Below are 17818 nucleotides of genomic sequence, written 5' to 3'. Positions count from 1 at the left end.
AAAAAGAGTAACAGCCTTGGCTGTTACTCTTAGTATGTTGTGTTAGGAATAACTTTATATCAGTATTTTTTTGTCTTTTCTGCCATTTGTTTCATCTCACGGGCATTGCTCATGACTGCCTCAGTTATGGTCACGCCGCCGAGAAGTCTTGCGATCTCCTCTGTTGATTCCTCGTCGTTCAGACGGACGATCCTTGTCACTGTCTTGCCCTCGTCGGCAGACTTTTCTATGAGATAATGACTGTCTGCCATCGCTGCGATCTGCGGAAGATGGGTTATGCTTATAACCTGATGGCTTCTGGAAATAACTGCCATTTTTTCAGCAACCTTCTGAGCTGCACGGCCGCTTATTCCAACATCGATCTCATCGAATACAAGAGTGCCGATATTGTCCTCGGACGCCATGCAGGATTTGATCGCCAGCATGATCCTTGAGAGCTCACCGCCTGAAGCCACGTCATATAACGGTCTCATCTTCTCGCCGACATTTGTCGAAATGACAAAATAGCAGTCATCGATTCCATTTGCCGTACACTCCGGAAGCCTGTCAAATACCATGTCGAACCGAACCTCCATGAAACTCAGATCAGCAAGTGCATCTCTGATGTCTCTGCACAGATTCTCAGCCTGCTTCTGTCTCTCAGCAGTAAGCGCATCTGCTGCCTTGAGCATGGCTTTCTCCGCCTTTTTTATTTTGTCTGAAAGTCCTGATATATATTCGTCATATTCAGACAGCCTTTCATATTCCTTCCTGCTGTCCTCCAGATATTTGAACACCTCTTCCACGGTGCTTCCATATTTTCCCTTTATATCATTGATGACGTCAAGCCTGGACTCAACACTTCTAAACTCAGAATCGTCAAAGTCCATGCTCTGCATGTAATCATTTAATTCAACGTTAAAATCATTCAGCAGCGCGTCAATATTTTCCAACTGACTATACAGACCGTCTATCTCTCCGTCGAGATCCTTTATACCCTTCATCGATGCCAGAGCTCTGCCGATCTCATTTCCCGCAGATGAAGAAGATTCATAACCTGTAACGCTGTATACATCCGAAGCTGCCGCAACTATATCGCGTGAATTGACCATCCTGTTGTACTGATGCTCAACATCTTCGTCCTCACCAGTCTTTATATTTGCTGACTCGATCTCCGCGATCTGATACTTGAGGAATTCTACCTTTCTGCTCCGCTCCGCCTCATCCATCGAGAGCTCGTCCATCTCACGCCTGAGTGTGACGTACTCTCTGTGACACTCTGCAACCTTCTGCTTCAGGGGATCTATGGATGCTCTGCCATATTTATCCAGAAGCTTCATATGCTCCGCTTTCTTAAGGAGCGTCTGCTGCTGGTGCTGCGTGTGCATATCTATGAGAAGCGCAGATACCTCCCTGAGCTTTGCGGCGGTCACCGCCATATCATTTATAGTGTTGATGGTTCTGGAATTATTTATTCTCCGCGTGATGAGTATCTCGCCATCCTCCGATGGCTCCACTCCCAGATCTCTGATCTGCTCAATCACCTGGGGATCATCCACCAGGAAAAGCAGTTGACAGAAGCCCTCCTTGTCAGGCTCCCTGACTATATCCTTCGGAAGCTTATCTCCCATACCAATCTTCAGGGCTCCCATGATTATGGACTTACCCGCACCGGTCTCACCGGTAAGTATGTTGAGATTATCGGTAAAATTAACATTTGCATCGTCTATGAGTGCAATATTCTTGATATGTACATTAAGTAACATTTGTATCCTCCTGTTGACGCACAGACTTTATTACACATAACATATTACAGAGAGCTGTCATCTCTGCATCTTATCTATCGTCTTCATGACCGAATCGGTCATCTCCCGGCTTCTGACCGCCAGGAATATGGTGTCGTCCCCGGCTATACTTCCGAGGAGTCCATTTATCTCCACATTGTCAAGTGCTGCGGCAACTGCCATAGCCATACCCGACACTGTCTTGATCACTATCAGATTCTCCGCCGGCACCATGGATAATATGCCTGCCCCGAGAACCTTTCTGTACGACTCTATGGACTCATGTGTTGCCGACTTTCCCAGAGTGTACTTCTGCCTGCCACCCGCCACGGCAACCTTGGTGAGGTTGATCTCTCTTATATCTCTCGATATGGTGGCCTGGGTCGTATTGAAGCCCGCCTCGGCCAGCTTCTCCAGCAGTTCATCCTGGGTCTCTATATCATATTGTTCGATTATCGACAAAATCATCGCCTGTCGCTTCTGTTTCATATCACTTTCCCCCAAGCTTGTTTCTAAGTATCTCGTAGAAATTCACGTCACTCGCCTTTACGAGCTGCGTGGTTCTCTGTGACACGCATATATCAAGGACATCGCCTGCTGCCAGTTCGAAATCATTTCCACCGTCAAATGAAACTATCGCCTCGGTGTCCTGCGTCTTCCTCTTCTTGGCGATCTCTATTGAAACCTTTGCGTCACTAGGAAGCACAATACTCTTCGAAGTCAGCGAATGTGGACATACCGGAGTGATGATCATCAGTCTTGCCATAGGATCCACGATCGGACCTCCGGCTGAGAGATTGTAACCCGTGGAGCCAGTAGGGGTCGATATGATGATTCCATCTCCCTCATAGGCATTCAGAAAGCTTCCATTTACATAGACATCAAGACCTATAAGTCTTGAAAATCCTGCCCTGCTGATAACTATATCATTGAGTGCCCTCTTCCTGCACTCCTTGCCGTCTCCTGTTCTGACTGTTCCCCTGATCATCATTCTGTCCTGCATGGAATAATCATCCGCAAGCAGTCTGTCTATGATGATCTGCCAGTTGGTGATCTCCCCCTCAGTGAGGAATCCCACCGTTCCAAGATTTATCCCGAACAGAGGAATCTCCACATGGCTGGCACTGGATGCCACATTGAGGAGTGTTCCATCCCCTCCAAGAACAAGTATACAGTCAAAGCTCTCAAGCTCATCCGTAACCTGCTGCTTGTCACATGCACTGAAGCTGTAGCAGTCCATGGCTTTACACGCACCATTTTGCGATTCAATATACGCTGTGAGCTCCGACGTTATACGATTATCCTCATCCTTATCCGGGTTATATACTATATAAAAATTCTTCATATCGTATCCTCTATGACTTGTTCAGTTCGTTGTGGGACTCCTCCACCAGAGCCTTTATGTCGAATTCCTCATCCGTCTTCGACTCGTCCTTTGATATGTGGAGCAGATATTCTATGTTGCCCTCAGGTCCTTTTATAGGTGAATAGCTGAGGTGCAGTGTACGGAATCCTATACTTCTGGCATAACCGACTATCATCTCCACAACCTCAATATGGGTTGAAAGCTCTCTGACAACGCCCTTCTTGCCGACCTTCTCTCTTCCCGCCTCGAACTGCGGCTTGATAAGGCACACGATCTCTCCACTATCCGTAAGCAGCTCCTTTACCGCTGGAAGCACCTTTGTAAGAGATATGAATGACACATCTATCGAAGCAAATTCAATCTTATCGTCAATATCCTCAGGTGTGACATATCGTATATTTGTTTTCTCCATACAGACAACTCTCTCGTCATTTCTGAGCTTCCATGCAAGCTGTCCATGACCCACGTCAACGGAATACACCTTCACCGCACCATTCTGCAGCATACAGTCGGTAAAACCACCAGTGGAAGCACCTACATCCATGCACACCTTACCCGCAAGTTCCACGCCGAAATGATCCATAGCCTTCTCAAGCTTCAGGCCTCCACGGCTCACGTATTTGAGGGTGTTGCCCCTGACCTCTATCTTAGCGGTCTCGTCAAATGTCGTGCCGGCCTTATCCTCTTTGTTATTGTCAACATACACTATTCCTGACATGATGATGGCTTTCGCCTTCTCTCGTGAATCTGCCAGTCCCTGTTCTACAAGGAGAACATCAAGTCTCTTCTTCATCTGTCTTCCTCTTATTCTGTACAATCTGTCGATATTATATGTTTTATCCTGTCATACAGCGAATCCGCGTCAAGCTTCAGCATCCTCCTGAGCTCCTCCACGCTTCCATGCTGTACAAATGTATCCTCAATGGCACACACTGTCACATCCACATCAAGGTGTCTGTCCATGACATACTCCTCGACCAGAGATCCGTATCCGCCATGCTTTATCTCTTCTTCAATAACCACTATATGTTCATGATCCCTGCTGAGCTCATCTATCATATCAGTATCTATCGGCTTCAGAAATCTTGCATTGACAAATGTGACATTTGTTCCATCGGCCAGCAGTCTGTCATACACCTTCTCGGCCTCCTGGACCATGTTCCCAACAGCCACTATGGCAAGCTTCTGTCCCCTGTGGATCATCTCGCTCCTGCCATACTCAATATCCGCATTGTATTCCTTAAGTCCGTAATAAGCCTCTCCTCTGGAATACTTGAGCGCAACCGGACCATCGTAAGCAACAGCCCACTCCATCGCTCTGGTGAGCTCATATCTGTTCTTCGGCGCAATGATGGTCATGTTCGGAATATGTGACAGAAACGCAGTGTCAAATATGCCCTGATGTGTATCGCCATCTGCACCGACAAGCCCTGACCTGTCAATGGCAAATATGACATGCAGCTTCTGCAGGCACACATCGTGTAAGATCTGATCATATGCCCTCTGCAAAAATGACGAGTATATCGCAACCACAGGCACCAGTCCCGACGTAGCAAGTCCCGCGGCAAACGTCACCGCATGTTCCTCCGCAATGCCCACGTCAAAAGCCCTGTCCGGGAACTCCGCGGCAAATGCCGCCACTCCTGTTCCCTTGCCCATGGCAGCCGTTATGGCCGTTATCCTTGGATCAGCCTTACCAAGCTCCACCAGCTTTCTGGCAAACACTCCTGTGTTTGTCATGACCTTCCTGTCCTTCATGACCTTTCCTGTCTGTATATCAAACGGATCAATGCCGTGGAAATAGCTCGGGTGTCTCTCGGCATGGGTATAACCCTTGCCCTTCACAGTCTTCACATGCACAAGGATCGGTCTGTTGAGCTTAAGCGCTTTGCGGAAAGTGGCCTCCATCACATCTATATCGTGTCCGTCTATAGGTCCTATATATGTGACTCCCAGCTCCTCGAAGAACATCCCCGGCACAAATATCTGCTTGATGGAATCCTTTGACTTCTTCAGTCCTCTGGCAAGATGCTCTCCAGCCACAGGGATCTTCATGAGTATCTTCTCCACATTGCCCTTGAAATCATTGTACTGCTGTCCAACACGTATCTTGCTTAGATATGTGGACATGCCGCCGACATTCTGATCAATGGACATATTGTTATCGTTCAGCACCACAAGGCAGCCGGTCTTGATATCCGCCATATTATTCATGGCCTCATATACCATACCACCTGTGAAGGAGCCATCTCCGATCACTGCTGCAATCTTCTCATTTGTACCCTTGATACTTCTGGCGCACGCCATTCCAAGCGCAGCGGAAATAGATGTTGAGCTGTGTCCTGTATTGAACGCATCGCACGGGCTCTCACTGGTCTTCGGGAAACCGCTCATTCCTCCAAACTGTCTGAGAGTGCCCATCTCATTCTTCCTGCCCGTCAGTATCTTGTGGACATAGGACTGATGTCCCACATCCCATATAAGCTTATCCTCAGGAAAATCCAGAACCCTGTGAAGTGCCATGGTAAGTTCCACGCATCCAAGATTCGGAGCCAAATGTCCACCGGTCTCGCTCACTTGCGACACCAGAAATTCTCTGATCTCATCCGCCAGCTCCGGCAGATCTTCCCTGTCTATATCCTTTATATCGTTTGGTTTATTTATTCTATCCAGTATATTCATATGCACACCACGAGAGGAGTCCTATTTATCCCTGTTTACCAGCCAGATGACCAATTCCTTCAGAAACTCATTGTCCCCGCCTATCTCTTCCAATTCTCTTACTGCTCTCTCCGACAGCTCAGTCACATAACGTCTGGATTCATCAATTCCATGTATCGTGACATATGTAACCTTGCCATTCTCCTCATCACTAAGCGTCGGCTTTCCAAGGAGCGCACTGTCTCCACAGACATCCAGAATATCGTCCTGGATCTGGAATGCCATGCCGACGTCCGATGCTATCTTGTGTACCGCCGCAACCTTAGCCTCGTCTGCCCCCGCAAGTATCGCGCCTATCATCATGGATGCCTCTATGAGAGCTCCGGTCTTGTTCTCATACACATATTCAAGCTGCTCCTTTGAGAGCTCCTTGCCGGTCATCTCCACATCGACGACCTGACCGCCTATCATGCCGTTTATACCCGGCTTCTGCGCAAGCACACACATCGCAGACGCCACAGCATGTATATCCTCACCCATGCCAAATGCCTTACATGCTGTCTCATATGCATAATTGAGCAGCGCATCCCCCGCAAGAATGGCCATCGCCTCACCAAATACCACATGGGATGTCTTTCTTCCGCGCCTGTAATCGTCATTGTCCAGAGCCGGAAGATCGTCATGTATGAGTGAATATGTATGTATCATCTCTATCGCAGCCATGAACGGCTTTATAACCTCTGACTTGCCACCGAACAGCCTGTATGTCTCCTCCATGAGCATGGGACGAAGCCTCTTTCCACCCGCCTCTACCGAGTACGCCATGGCCTCACACACTGTCCTGTTAAATCCGTCTGCAGGTGGCAGATAGCTCTCAACTATATCGTTGATCCTTGCCGCCTTCTCCGCTATAAGTTTATCTATCATGCTTCCTCCTGACCCGAAAGTGTTATCATCTCTTTCTCAACATCGCACAGGTAATTCCTGCATCTGTTTATGAGCTGGACGCCCTCAGAATAAAGCTCCATGGACTCCTTGAGCCCCGTATCAGTATTCTCAAGCGCAGCCGCTATCTCATCAAGTCTGGCAAGAGCCTCCTCTATGGACACATCCTGAAGAGTGTCCGCTGTATCCATATTCTGTGTATCTTCTGCCATATCTATTCCTCCTGCCCGGTCACGTCAGTCACGACCGCCTGTATTCTTCCATCATGAAGAGTTATCTCTATATCATCCCCAGGTGTGATCCCTGCCACAGATCTGACAGGCTCACCATCCGATGAAATATATCCAAATCCATTTATGAGCTTAGCTGTAGGCGAAAGGCCATGTATTCTCTCCGTCATGACCGCAAGGGCATTCCTTGTCATGTCGTACTTTCTGACCATCGCGCTCTTCATCCTATCATGAAGTCTGTCGCAGCGCATAGATCTGTCCTCTATCTTATCCGCCATCAGCTCATTTATCTGTTTCTCTATTCTGTCAAGCTGCTGCCTCTGACTGTCCATTCTTCCGGATGGACTTAAGAGTCTGAGCTGCCTGTCATATCCATCCAGACTCCTCGCAAGTCTGTCTATCCTGCCGGATATCAGCATGGTGAGCTGTTCAAGTCTCCTGTCAAATCCGGCAACTGTCTCTGCCACCACCGGAAGCGCATGCATGACAGCTGTGGACGGATTGGATTCTCTCCTGTCCGCAACCATGTCCGCAACTGTGGTGTCTATCTCATGCCCCGTAGCCGATATGATAGGTGTCTCCGCATTGAATATGGCCCATGCCACCTGCTCCTCATTGAACGCCCACAGATCCTCCTTGGAACCTCCGCCTCTTCCGACGATGATGAGGTCGAGCCCCATGGAATCAAGTATCTCGATTCCTCTGGATATATCTGCCGCCGCATACTGTCCCTGCACGGTCGCAGGATAACAATAGAGCTGGGCATACGGATCCCTCCGTTTTGCCACTGCACGGATATCGCTTATCGCAGCCTTTGCCCCCGCCGTCACTATACCAATACGCCTCGGATAGGCGGGAATAGGCTTCTTGTATTCCTGCGAAAACAGCCCCATGCCGTCCAGTCTGGCTATGAGTCTCTCCAGCTTGGCATTCACCTCGCCGTCACCCACACGCACCAGCCTGTCTACATAGAGCTGATACTTTCCGTCTCTCACGAAGACATCAATATGACCAAATGCATGAACCTTGTCTCCGTTCTTCGGAGCAAACTTGAGTCCATATACCTGTTTTCCCGCAAACATAACAGCCGCCAGAACTCCGCTGGGATCCTTGAGACTGAAATACATATGACCTCTCTTGTCTGTTCCGAGTCCTGTGATCTCTCCCTCAACTCCCAGACTGCCAAGCCACGACTCGCCGCTGACCAACTCCTGTATCCTCTCATTGAGTTCCTTGACTGTATATATGTTATTCTGCTGTGGCATCTGCGCCACTCTCCTTCTTGTCCTTATCACCGGATACAAGCTTTGCAAGAAGTGCATTCACGAACTTGCTCGCCGATGCATCACAATACTTCTTTGCCAACTCAACCGCCTCATTGATGGCGACCTTCTCCGGTATGCTCTCATCGTACTTCACTTCATAGACACCAAGCCTTAATATAGCCAGCTCCTCCTTGCCTATACGAGGAAGCTTCCAGCCTTCTGATATCTGTGAAATGATCTCATCTATCTCTGCTTTCTTAGAGATGATATTCTTAACCTTGGTGGTTATATAATCTCTGTCCTCATTGCTGACTATTCCGTACAGAAGCGGATCGTCCTCCTCATCTCCCGGCATCTCAGGGTCAAATGCAAAATCAAGCTGATCCTGCATGCCCTCAGCGTCATTGAACTCCAGTGTAAATACTATCTTGAATATCCTGTCTCTTATATCTCTTCTAGTCATATCTTCCTCTCCACTATATAAAGCTTTATCTGTATCCTATCTGCCTTCTCCAACACGTACACCGGCTATCCTTATGTTGACTTCCTCAACGCTCAGTCCTGTCATGGTCTCTATAGCCTGCTTGACCTTATCCTGAACCTGACCTGATACTGATGGTATGCTGTACTCGTACAGAACCTCTATCGCAATATCAACCTTTACCTTGCCAGGAAGAAGCTCTACCTTAACGCCCTTTGCAGGGTTCTTCTTTCCGAACTTTGAGGCAAGCTCATTTGGAAGGTTGCCTGTAAGTCTGTATACACCTTCAACCTCTCCGGCTGCAAGCCCTGCTATGATAGCCACTACGTCATCCGCTATCTGAACTTTGCCCAGAGAATTGCTCTCTTCTATATTGTAAGAATTATCCTGAACCGCGCTGCCTTCAATCACGATATCATCATTCAACTTATCACTCATGGTCATACCTCCCGTTTCGTATGGGTTATTTGAATCTTATTATAATCTGAAGGCAGCTATTTTGCAAGTATATGCGATTCACGGCTTATCCTTCCGCTGTCTATTTGCCACCCATGACAGATATTGCAACACTGCTTATATCATACCCTGTTTTTCGGATAACTATGTCCTCTATCTGTGCTCTCTCGGTATCCGACAGCGATTCCACATTCAGCGACACGTCAACAGCCTCATCACTTATCGTCACTATGGCATCGCTATACCCCTTTGCCGCCAGAACTGTCTCGACATCTGTCTCCTTCTCTATGGTATCGTTCAGCTTCACATATGTATCTGTCGCCTCCTTCTTTGCCGAATCGCTGAGTGCCTCATCACCTATCACATCCATCAGAGCTTCCTTGCTCCTTGATCTGCTCTGCTCACGGTTCAACTTTGCCGCGGCCATATTGCTTGTCACCTGTGCACTGGTGAGTACAGCGTCACCGATCTCATCCTCCTGGCCATTGAGCTCCACATCCTCGGTCTGGCCATTCTCATCCTTCACCGCCTGTGAGTTCTCATTTTCCGCCATGGACGAGAGATCCTCATAGTTGATCACCTCCACCTGTTTTTTGTCAGTTTTTTCCTTCTTCTTGTCCTTTCCTGCATCCGCAAAGCTCATGTAACCGGCCACCCCTATCATAACTGCAAGTGCGATAACCGCCAGTCTGTTCTTTCCACTGAATTTCTTCATAGTCCCTCCACATTAATTTGCTTCTAATATCACAATCTTATGCGTCGGCACGTCAAATAATGCCTGCACTGCATTCGTTATCTTCAGCGTTGTATCGCCATTTTCCGCCCCCTTGCAAATGATAACCACACCCTCGGTCTCCGGCTCCCTGTACCTGACCACATACGGCGAGCTCCCACTGCCCTCACTCACCATGACCGTCTCCTCCGACACGCTTCTCTGGCTGCTGTCGCCGTTCTCACTGGAACTGCTTCCGGAGTCCTTGAGTGCTATGTTCTCACCGCTGTCCTTGACCGTTATCATCACTCTCACATCCGATATTCCGTCCACCTGCTCAAGCACTGATGTGAGTCTCTCCTCCATATACTCCACATAATCCGTGGTATCCCCTGACATATTCCGGTCATTTCCGCCGGTCACATCCGCGTCTGTCTCATCGGACTGTCCGGTCCATCCGCTCTTTAGGTCATTTTTATCAGTCTTGCTGTTATTTGCCGGCCACACAACTATCATCAGACAAATCCCTGACAGCAAAATGAGCAGCAACTTGTATAATCTGTTGTTGCTGCTCTTCAATATATTCATGATCCCCGATATTCCCTTTTTCTTAGAATCCTCCACTACAGTCCCTCCTGCATATGATCTGTATTGCCCCTCCTGATGGTAATCCTGTTCTCATCAACACCATATTCCTCTGACACTGCGGATCTCAGTCCGTCTGTGTCTACTTTATCAGACTGTATGTATATCTCCATGCTGTCTATCCCAAGCTCCTCCCCGGTGACTATACGCACCACCGCATCGGCATTACAATTGTCAGATATAAACCGCTCCACTACCTCCTCCATGGCCCTGACATACATCTCATCATCGCCCTCGGCCACGTCCATTCCAAGCGATTCACTGTATGTATTGAACTCTATCCTGTCCGCATACCCAAGCCAGCCTATGACAGGATTTATCACGACCATCATCATGACAAATCCCACAGCCGACTGGACATATCTGCGCATCTTCGGATCCGGGGCAATATACAGCACGACAGAAAAAAGTATACTGCACACAACTATATTTTTCAGCCACTCAGCAAGCATGCACATCCTCCATCCGTTCTATGATATGTTCACCGACATCAGGGCTATGCTTATGATGAACATCATCACGCTTATTCCGCACGCCCTCAGCATCAGCTCCACTGTCTCCGCCATGATGCCTGCTGCCTCGGCATATCTTTTGTCTCCGACCGGCTGCACCACCGCGGCGATGAACCTTAATATGAACATGATGACGATTATCTTGATCATTGGCACTGCGGCCAGTATGACTATCATGATCGTACACGCCATCCCCATACAGTTTCTGATAAACTCTCCTGTGCTCACCATCACACTGATGACAGCGCTCACCGTGGACATACCTGCACCTTTTCCCAATGTCCTGAGTATGCCATTTCTTGAAAGCCTGTCCATGGACGGTGCTATCATGCTCTTGACCACATTTATCCCGGTTACCACCGCAAACATTGTCCGCATTCCCCACACCGCCAGGCTCTTCATAAGCCCCGCCATCCGGGAGAAATAATCCTCGCTTCCAAGATTATTTATGAGTGCTATGAGCCCGCCGCATTTGATGAGGGGGAGTATGAACTTTATTATCACATTCTGGCAAATGTATATCACCAGGATTATGACCGACTGTGAATATCCGGCACTCTCCGGGCCGCTCACATATAACACAGACGAGGCATACATGGGATAGAACGCTTTCATGAACTCCGTGACATCTCCTATGGTGTCCTGCACGATGGACTGCACTAGGACGAAATCCCCCAGCAGCAGCGATAACAACACCATGTATGTAACCATGAAACCATGGGCGGATACATACTCGCCCATATTTCCCGCAAGCTGGGCAAATGTACTTCCGAGCACGATCACCGCTATGATCTGCAGCGCCAGCCCCCTGCTTGTCCTGACCTCGTATATGACACTGTTGGAAAACACTTTTAGTGCCATGTCTATGGTGGAATCCACGTCACCACTCTTTAGGGACTCGTATATGTCGTAGAAGGTCACGTCGGATTTGTCTTTTGTGATCTCATTGAGGCTTCCGATGACGGAGTCGTCCTCCAATATATCTGAGTTAATATCAGAGTCACTTTCCGTGGTATTTTCCTTTTCATTCTCAGCATAAAATTCTGGACAATATTTGATATCTGTATCATATGATTCAACTTTACTCTCATTACACACATTTGCCGCATCAGGCACTGACACCCCCATAAAGAGCATCAGCACCACCACTATCAAATTACCCCTCAACTATGGTCACCACCAGATCTATAACTCCCATGAGTATGGGCATACTGAGCAAAATAAGAGTTATCTTTCCCGCCATCTCCACCTGGGATGCCATGGCATTGCAGCCGGCATCTTTGCAGATATCTGATGAAAATCGGCATATATACGCTATACCTATCATTTTCAGGATCACGTCTATATATGAAATATTCACCGACACGTACGCAGTCAGCCTGTCTATGTACGAAGCTATAAGTCTGAACCTGCTCACCACAAAATACATGAGCATCACACACCCGGCTATGGACAACACGATCCCGTACCCGGAATCCAGTTCTTTTATCTTCACCGCTATCAGAACCACGATCACCGTAGCCAGAGAAACCGCCATGAGATTCATCATTTACCCCCACATCTACTCTCATTTATTGTCCTATATTTACAATATCCATGATCTCGTTGAACAGGTCACTTATGTACGGGATAACCCAGGAAAGCACAATGATGAGTCCCGCCAGATTGAGCAGATAGGCGTGCTCCTCCTTGCCTGAATGTTTTAGTATCTGGTTGAGTAGTGCCACCAGAATTCCCACTGCACCTATTTTTAGAAGTATCTGGATCGTCATCGTCTCTCCCTCTTAACCTACATGAGCAATATAACTATGAATACGCCTCCAAGCAGCCCAAGTGAATTGGCAAGCCTCTTTATCCCGGAACTTCTGGCGCGTTCCCGCTGGTATCTGTCCGTAATTATATCTTCCACAAGATTTATCCTTGAGAGCTGTGCCTCAACGTCCATATCTCCCATTATCTTTCCAAGCCTGTCCACATCCGCCAGCACCTCCAAGCTCAGGGCACTGTCCCGCCTCAGCATCGCCAGTGAGTCTGTCCACAATTCTGCAAATGGCCTGTCCCTGTTCTTCTCAGACATCTCCGCCAGACCGTTCACCCATTTACCAATATTTCCCTTGAGACGCTTTGCACTGTCGGCGAGTATCTCCGGGAGCTCCGATCCGGCATACATGATCTGCCCCTTGAACAGTTGTATGAAGAGCAGCATTTCCTCCATCTCCTTCACCATGCGCCCATGCAACTGCCCTATGGCATGTCCCACCATAAATGAGGCATATACGATCAGACATCCCCCTATCGCCTTAACCATGTCCTTGCCTCCCATCTAATCGTACCAGCAAAGCCGGTTGCCCTGGCCGTCAAATATATCAGAGATCTGTCCTGCCTTATCGCCTCCAAGCACAACATACCTCTCAAAAACCCTGTTCTCCACAAGACGCCTTATCCCTGCCCTGTCTCTCACATCATCCATGGAATAGCCATGTGCAGTTGCAAGCAGACGGCAGCCGCAGTTTATCACGCCGAAAATGGCATCGACATCCTGCTGCCCTCCTATCTCATCGACCGCTATGAGATCAGGCGCCATGGTTCGAACCAGCATCATCATTCCTGAAGCTTTTGGACAGCAGTCAAGAACATCAGTCCTCATTCCGACATCATTCTGCGGAACACCCTTGTAGCACGCCGCTATCTCCGATCTCTCATCAACCACACCAACTGTCATTCCTCCGTCAGACACTACTCTTATGATGTCCCTGAGCAGTGTGGTCTTGCCGTGACACGGAGCGGACACTATGAGCGTGTTCATCAGCTTGCCGTCACTGTATATGTATGGCAGGACATCACCGCTGCATCCCTTGATCTCATGTGCCACCCTGATATTAAGAAATGATATGTGTCTGATGCATTTGATCCTTGTTCCATCGAGTATGATCTTGCCCGCAACTCCTACCCTGTGTCCACCGCACACGGTGATAAAGCCCTGACGTATCTCATCCTCATAGGCATACAGGGAATGATTGCAGATACATTCCAGAGTGTCGTTCACATCCCTGGCAGTCACTATGTACGCATCCTTCATATTACAGGTTCTTGATCCGCAGGAATCAACATATATCTCCGAGTCCTCGTATCTAAGTATAAAGGGACTATTCACCCTCAGACGTATCTCCCACAGTCTCCCATAATCAAGCCTCAGCTTCTCAACCATGCACCTGATCCTGATGGGAAGCAGATGCAATATATCTTCTCCACACATATGTATCGTCCTTCTTCTATATAACACTGTCTGTACAGCTACATAAAAAGTATATTCAGAGGGTGGGGAGGTTAGAACCTCGGGTTGCTTACAGCACAAAAAAGTCCCGGCGATTCAAATATCCTGAATCACCGGGACTCTTATTCTTCTTATATGTTATCGTAGGTAGTTATATCCTAATGCTGGTAACAATTATTATACTCTTGAAAGATACTCGCCAGTACGTGTATCGATCTTGATCGTGTCACCCTCGTTAACGAAGAGAGGTACTGATACCTGTGCGCCTGTCTCAACTGTACATGGCTTTGTTGCACCTGTAGCTGTATCACCCTTAACACCTGGCTCGCACTCTGTGATAACAAGCTCAACGAAGAGAGGTGGCTCTACAGCAAATACGTTGCCATTGTGTGAACAGATCTTACACATCTCGTTCTCCTTAACGAACTTAAGTGAATCACCTATAGCTGCTGAGCTGATAGGAATCTGATCATATGTCTCTGGATCCATGAAGTAATAAAGATCTCCGTCATTGTACAGATACTGCATGTCCTTTCTCTCGATGTGAGCCTTCTCACACTTCTCTGTTGGACGGAATGACTTCTCTACAACACCGCCACTCTTGATGTTCTTAAGCTTTGTTCTAACGAAAGCTGCACCCTTTCCTGGCTTAACGTGCTGGAACTCTATAATCTGATAAATATTTCCTTCGAATTCGATTGTAACGCCGTTTCTAAAATCGCCTGCTGAGATCATCTCTGCCATAACTATCTTATCCTCCTTAAAGATATAAACTTCTTGTCACATTTTATAATATATGAAATAAATTTTCAACTATTTTTTACCATACCATCAACCTTTATCAGGTAAGGCTCCGTTTCTGCGCTTTCTACTGTCGTATATACACAGCAATACAAACGTACATACTCCTACGGCACTCACGATGGCTCCCGGTATAAGACCTGCGGTATAATACCTGAGTTCTATATCGTGATAGCCGCCACTACTAAATCTCTATCAACTTCTTCTCTGATCCTGTAAGATTCCTATAACCATCCTCCGTCACAGCAACCAGATCCTCAATCCTGACACCAAACTGTCCAGGAATATAGATTCCCGGTTCGACCGTTATGACCATGCCAGGTTTCAATATGTCATCACACTTAGGTGAAAATCTCGGATTCTCGTGTATAAACAATCCCACCGAATGTCCAAGTCCATGTCCAAAGCAATCTCCATATCCGGCATCGGCTATGATACGTCTAGCAACAGCATCAACATCGTTACATCTGACTCCTGGTTTTATCATGTTCATAGACTCCGTCTGAGCCTTGAGTACCGTATCATACACATATTTCATTGAATCAGATGCCTGCCCTATGGCTACGGTTCTGGTCATATCTGAACAATATCCCTCATATATACAGCCAAAATCCATAGTGAGAAAGTCACCCTTATTCAGAGTCTTATCCGTAGGAATAGCATGCGGCATAGATGAATTCATTCCAGATGCAGCTATGGTGTCAAAACTCAAGCCATCCGCACCATTTTTCTTCATATGATACTCCAGTTCAAGCGCAACATCCTTCTCTGTAATGCCAGGTCTGAGATATTCCAGTATATGTGAAAATGCCTTGTCTCCTATTGACTCCGCTATATGGATATTCTCGATCTCCTCATCAGTTTTTATCTCTCTTAAGGAATCCAGCTTACCATCAAGGCTTATCCATTCCACACCGAATATTCCTGTCGAATATTCCGAATACTCTCTATAGCTGATGCTAAGATTCTCAAATCCAACTCTCAGATTCCCAGAATTTTTTCTCTGTCCATCAAGAATAGATGAAATACACGCAACATATCCTTTTCCAGCAATATCCGCACATTCATATCCTTCGCACTCGCGCTGGACCTGCTCCGTATATCTTGAATCCGTTATGACTGTCTTACCTGATCCTGCCAGAACTATAACGCCCTCGCCGCGGTACGATGCTATATATCTCATGTTGTACCTGTCAGTGATCAATATCGCATCAAGATTCATCTCATCTATTATCCTTCTGACCTTTTCATAAGCAATTGCTGTGTCCATAACCATCATCTCCCACCTTCTATATAAGAACTTATTTCCTGTACTATCTCATCTATTTCAATTCCTGTAACCGGAACTATAATATCAGCGGCAGCCTCATATACCGGTCCTCGCTGTTCCATAAGTTCTCTCACTCTCTGGTCAACATTTTCTCCCTGCAGAAGAGGTCTGGTCGTATCTCCCGCAAGTCGCCTTACTACCTCCTCAGGCTTAACATCCAGATATATGATCCTGCCCATTCGCCTGAGTTCATCCACATTCGCCTGTCTCATAGGAAGTCCACCTCCAGTGGATATAACCGTATGTGACAGCCGGCTGTTCAATTCCTTAAGAGTATCTGTCTCAAGCTGTCTGAAATACTCTTCCCCCTTGTCGGCAAATATCTGCTTTATGCTGCAACCAGCCTTGTCCTCTATATAAGAATCCACATCCAGCAGATCAAAGTTCAGCTTTCTCGCAAGAGCTTCCCCGACAGTTGTCTTACCACATCCCATAAATCCTATGAGGATCACATTTTCTCTGATTGACTGCAGCAACCTGTCGTACACAATATCAGCAACATCCTCTGATATAGATATATCATTCCAGAGCTCATATGCAATTATTCCCTGATAAAGGAGCATACGCAAACCATTGTACGCCAATGCTCCAGCCTGTCTGCAAAGCTTCATAAACTTTGTCTCAAACGGATTATATATGAGATCGATTCCCACACTGACTCTGTCGTAAAAATGTGGATCATCGATGACTACCGCCTCATTTTTCGGTGCCAGACCTATCGATGTGGACTGGAATACCACGAACTTATTATCTACATTTTCCTGCAGTAACTGTCCATAATCACCAAGTCTCATGGCAGTCATTGTCTCTCTGCAAAAATGACCATTCATGTCCTCTGCTATCGTCTGTGCCTTCTCGATCGTTCTGTTAAGGATATATACCTTATCCGCACCCTTATTCATGCACATATATGCCACAGCTCTCGCTGCGCCACCTGCTCCAAGTATGATAACCCTCTTACCATCAAGTTTCACTCCGTAGGACTCCAGTTCTCTTGACAGCCCCATCATATCCGTATTATATCCCTTATAACCGTTTGCAGTCCTGACAAGAGTGTTGACCGCACCTATTGCCGCTGCCCCCTCATCTATATCCACAAGTGAAGCCTTTATCTCATTCTTGTGAGGCACAGTGGCATTCATTCCCAGTATATTCAGTTCAAATGCACCCTTTACAGCATCCGCCAGCCCCTCCTTATGGGTGTGGAACGGCACATACACTTCATTGATTTCCAATATATCGCTGAGTGTGTTGTGTATAAGCGGTGACATGGTGTGCTGAACCGGATCACCAAGCAAACCTAATAATCTTGTCTTTCCATTTATCTCCATATGTATCTCCATCCTTCAGTCTCTTATTTTGAACAGAGTCAGTATA

21 protein-coding genes are annotated in these 17818 nt (G+C 47.2%); all 21 read right to left on the bottom strand.

Annotated elements, in window-relative coordinates; translation table 11 throughout:
* Positions 1-59 precede the first annotated feature (59 nt).
* Positions 60-1745: a DNA repair protein RecN gene (recN, locus tag ABUA34_RS01745; RefSeq protein WP_349822759.1), complete on the bottom strand. Its 1686-nt coding sequence runs from the start codon at positions 1743-1745 to the stop codon at positions 60-62.
* 57 nt (positions 1746-1802) lie between these two features.
* Positions 1803-2252, bottom strand: coding sequence for an arginine repressor (locus tag ABUA34_RS01740; RefSeq protein WP_015533554.1), 450 nt, complete (start codon positions 2250-2252; stop codon positions 1803-1805).
* Position 2253: 1 nt separating this feature from the next.
* The gene (locus ABUA34_RS01735; RefSeq protein ID WP_349822758.1) at positions 2254-3108 is read right to left on the bottom strand and encodes an NAD(+)/NADH kinase; all 855 of its coding nucleotides are present in this window, start codon (positions 3106-3108) and stop codon (positions 2254-2256) included.
* A 10-nt stretch (positions 3109-3118) separates the two neighbouring features.
* Positions 3119-3922, bottom strand: coding sequence for a TlyA family RNA methyltransferase (locus tag ABUA34_RS01730; protein WP_022216691.1), 804 nt, complete (start codon positions 3920-3922; stop codon positions 3119-3121).
* 11 nt (positions 3923-3933) lie between these two features.
* The gene (gene dxs, locus ABUA34_RS01725; protein ID WP_349822757.1) at positions 3934-5811 is read right to left on the bottom strand and encodes a 1-deoxy-D-xylulose-5-phosphate synthase; all 1878 of its coding nucleotides are present in this window, start codon (positions 5809-5811) and stop codon (positions 3934-3936) included.
* Positions 5812-5832: 21 nt separating this feature from the next.
* Positions 5833-6717 carry a polyprenyl synthetase family protein gene (locus ABUA34_RS01720; RefSeq protein ID WP_349822756.1) on the bottom strand — a complete coding sequence of 295 codons (885 nt, stop codon included), beginning with the start codon at positions 6715-6717 and terminating at the stop codon, positions 5833-5835.
* On the bottom strand, positions 6714-6947 hold the full coding sequence (gene xseB / locus ABUA34_RS01715; RefSeq protein ID WP_015533558.1) for an exodeoxyribonuclease VII small subunit: 234 nt from the start codon (positions 6945-6947) through the stop codon (positions 6714-6716). The genes ABUA34_RS01720 and xseB overlap by 4 nt, the downstream gene beginning before the upstream one ends.
* A 2-nt stretch (positions 6948-6949) precedes the next feature.
* Positions 6950-8230, bottom strand: a complete 1281-nt coding sequence (xseA, locus tag ABUA34_RS01710; protein WP_349822755.1) for an exodeoxyribonuclease VII large subunit — start codon at positions 8228-8230, stop codon at positions 6950-6952.
* Complete coding sequence (nusB, locus tag ABUA34_RS01705) at positions 8214-8693, bottom strand: transcription antitermination factor NusB (RefSeq protein WP_015533559.1); 480 nt, start codon at positions 8691-8693, stop codon at positions 8214-8216. Before nusB ends, xseA begins: the two co-directional genes overlap by 17 nt.
* 36 nt (positions 8694-8729) lie before the next feature.
* Positions 8730-9149: an Asp23/Gls24 family envelope stress response protein gene (locus ABUA34_RS01700; protein WP_161171714.1), complete on the bottom strand. Its 420-nt coding sequence runs from the start codon at positions 9147-9149 to the stop codon at positions 8730-8732.
* 100 nt (positions 9150-9249) lie between these two features.
* Entirely contained in the window at positions 9250-9882 is a 633-nt protein-coding gene (locus ABUA34_RS01695; RefSeq protein ID WP_015533561.1) for a SpoIIIAH-like family protein, read from the bottom strand.
* A gap of 12 nt (positions 9883-9894) precedes the next feature.
* Complete coding sequence (locus ABUA34_RS01690) at positions 9895-10503, bottom strand: SpoIIIAG-related protein (RefSeq protein WP_022216696.1); 609 nt, start codon at positions 10501-10503, stop codon at positions 9895-9897.
* Positions 10503-10976: a stage III sporulation protein AF gene (locus ABUA34_RS01685; protein WP_015533562.1), complete on the bottom strand. Its 474-nt coding sequence runs from the start codon at positions 10974-10976 to the stop codon at positions 10503-10505. The genes ABUA34_RS01690 and ABUA34_RS01685 overlap by 1 nt, the downstream gene beginning before the upstream one ends.
* Before the next feature lie 18 nt (positions 10977-10994).
* Positions 10995-12203: a stage III sporulation protein AE gene (locus tag ABUA34_RS01680; RefSeq protein ID WP_349822754.1), complete on the bottom strand. Its 1209-nt coding sequence runs from the start codon at positions 12201-12203 to the stop codon at positions 10995-10997.
* A complete protein-coding gene (gene spoIIIAD, locus ABUA34_RS01675) occupies positions 12193-12585 on the bottom strand; it encodes a stage III sporulation protein AD (protein ID WP_349822753.1) in 393 nt (130 codons plus the stop codon). Before spoIIIAD ends, ABUA34_RS01680 begins: the two co-directional genes overlap by 11 nt.
* A 22-nt stretch (positions 12586-12607) precedes the next feature.
* Complete coding sequence (spoIIIAC, locus tag ABUA34_RS01670) at positions 12608-12808, bottom strand: stage III sporulation protein AC (RefSeq protein WP_015533564.1); 201 nt, start codon at positions 12806-12808, stop codon at positions 12608-12610.
* A 17-nt stretch (positions 12809-12825) separates the two neighbouring features.
* Positions 12826-13344 (bottom strand): stage III sporulation protein AB, encoded by a 519-nt coding sequence (locus ABUA34_RS01665; protein WP_349822752.1) that lies wholly within the window; start codon positions 13342-13344, stop codon positions 12826-12828.
* Between the two features lie 15 nt (positions 13345-13359).
* On the bottom strand, positions 13360-14292 hold the full coding sequence (gene spoIIIAA, locus ABUA34_RS01660; RefSeq protein ID WP_015533566.1) for a stage III sporulation protein AA: 933 nt from the start codon (positions 14290-14292) through the stop codon (positions 13360-13362).
* A 195-nt stretch (positions 14293-14487) separates the two neighbouring features.
* Positions 14488-15045: an elongation factor P gene (gene efp / locus ABUA34_RS01655; RefSeq protein ID WP_055144922.1), complete on the bottom strand. Its 558-nt coding sequence runs from the start codon at positions 15043-15045 to the stop codon at positions 14488-14490.
* A gap of 250 nt (positions 15046-15295) precedes the next feature.
* Positions 15296-16387, bottom strand: a complete 1092-nt coding sequence (locus tag ABUA34_RS01650; protein WP_349822770.1) for a M24 family metallopeptidase — start codon at positions 16385-16387, stop codon at positions 15296-15298.
* Positions 16387-17772, bottom strand: a complete 1386-nt coding sequence (locus ABUA34_RS01645; RefSeq protein ID WP_349822751.1) for a shikimate kinase — start codon at positions 17770-17772, stop codon at positions 16387-16389. The genes ABUA34_RS01650 and ABUA34_RS01645 overlap by 1 nt, the downstream gene beginning before the upstream one ends.
* Between the last annotated feature and the right edge of the window lie 46 nt (positions 17773-17818).

Source organism: Coprococcus sp. RTP21428st1_C9_RTP21428_210409 (assembly GCF_040227395.1).
GTDB classification, from domain to species: Bacteria; Bacillota; Clostridia; order Lachnospirales; family Lachnospiraceae; genus Coprococcus; species Coprococcus aceti.
This window is presented reverse-complemented; position numbering and strand designations above follow the sequence as displayed.

Excerpts from the sequence above, each read along its gene's own strand:
- recN (WP_349822759.1), bottom strand. The coding sequence starts at position 1,745 with ATGTTACTTAATGTACATATCAAGAATATTGCACTCATAGACGATGCA.
- ABUA34_RS01740 (WP_015533554.1), bottom strand. The coding sequence starts at position 2,252 with ATGAAACAGAAGCGACAGGCGATGATTTTGTCGATAATCGAACAATAT.
- ABUA34_RS01735 (WP_349822758.1), bottom strand. The coding sequence starts at position 3,108 with ATGAAGAATTTTTATATAGTATATAACCCGGATAAGGATGAGGATAAT.
- ABUA34_RS01730 (WP_022216691.1), bottom strand. The coding sequence starts at position 3,922 with ATGAAGAAGAGACTTGATGTTCTCCTTGTAGAACAGGGACTGGCAGAT.
- dxs (WP_349822757.1), bottom strand. The coding sequence starts at position 5,811 with ATGAATATACTGGATAGAATAAATAAACCAAACGATATAAAGGATATA.
- ABUA34_RS01720 (WP_349822756.1), bottom strand. The coding sequence starts at position 6,717 with ATGATAGATAAACTTATAGCGGAGAAGGCGGCAAGGATCAACGATATA.
- xseB (WP_015533558.1), bottom strand. The coding sequence starts at position 6,947 with ATGGCAGAAGATACACAGAATATGGATACAGCGGACACTCTTCAGGAT.
- xseA (WP_349822755.1), bottom strand. The coding sequence starts at position 8,230 with ATGCCACAGCAGAATAACATATATACAGTCAAGGAACTCAATGAGAGG.
- nusB (WP_015533559.1), bottom strand. The coding sequence starts at position 8,693 with ATGACTAGAAGAGATATAAGAGACAGGATATTCAAGATAGTATTTACA.
- ABUA34_RS01700 (WP_161171714.1), bottom strand. The coding sequence starts at position 9,149 with ATGAGTGATAAGTTGAATGATGATATCGTGATTGAAGGCAGCGCGGTT.
- ABUA34_RS01695 (WP_015533561.1), bottom strand. The coding sequence starts at position 9,882 with ATGAAGAAATTCAGTGGAAAGAACAGACTGGCGGTTATCGCACTTGCA.
- ABUA34_RS01685 (WP_015533562.1), bottom strand. The coding sequence starts at position 10,976 with ATGCTTGCTGAGTGGCTGAAAAATATAGTTGTGTGCAGTATACTTTTT.
- spoIIIAD (WP_349822753.1), bottom strand. The coding sequence starts at position 12,585 with ATGATGAATCTCATGGCGGTTTCTCTGGCTACGGTGATCGTGGTTCTG.
- spoIIIAC (WP_015533564.1), bottom strand. The coding sequence starts at position 12,808 with ATGACGATCCAGATACTTCTAAAAATAGGTGCAGTGGGAATTCTGGTG.
- ABUA34_RS01665 (WP_349822752.1), bottom strand. The coding sequence starts at position 13,344 with ATGGTTAAGGCGATAGGGGGATGTCTGATCGTATATGCCTCATTTATG.
- spoIIIAA (WP_015533566.1), bottom strand. The coding sequence starts at position 14,292 with ATGTGTGGAGAAGATATATTGCATCTGCTTCCCATCAGGATCAGGTGC.
- efp (WP_055144922.1), bottom strand. The coding sequence starts at position 15,045 with ATGATCTCAGCAGGCGATTTTAGAAACGGCGTTACAATCGAATTCGAA.
- ABUA34_RS01650 (WP_349822770.1), bottom strand. The coding sequence starts at position 16,387 with ATGGTTATGGACACAGCAATTGCTTATGAAAAGGTCAGAAGGATAATA.
- ABUA34_RS01645 (WP_349822751.1), bottom strand. The coding sequence starts at position 17,772 with ATGGAGATAAATGGAAAGACAAGATTATTAGGTTTGCTTGGTGATCCG.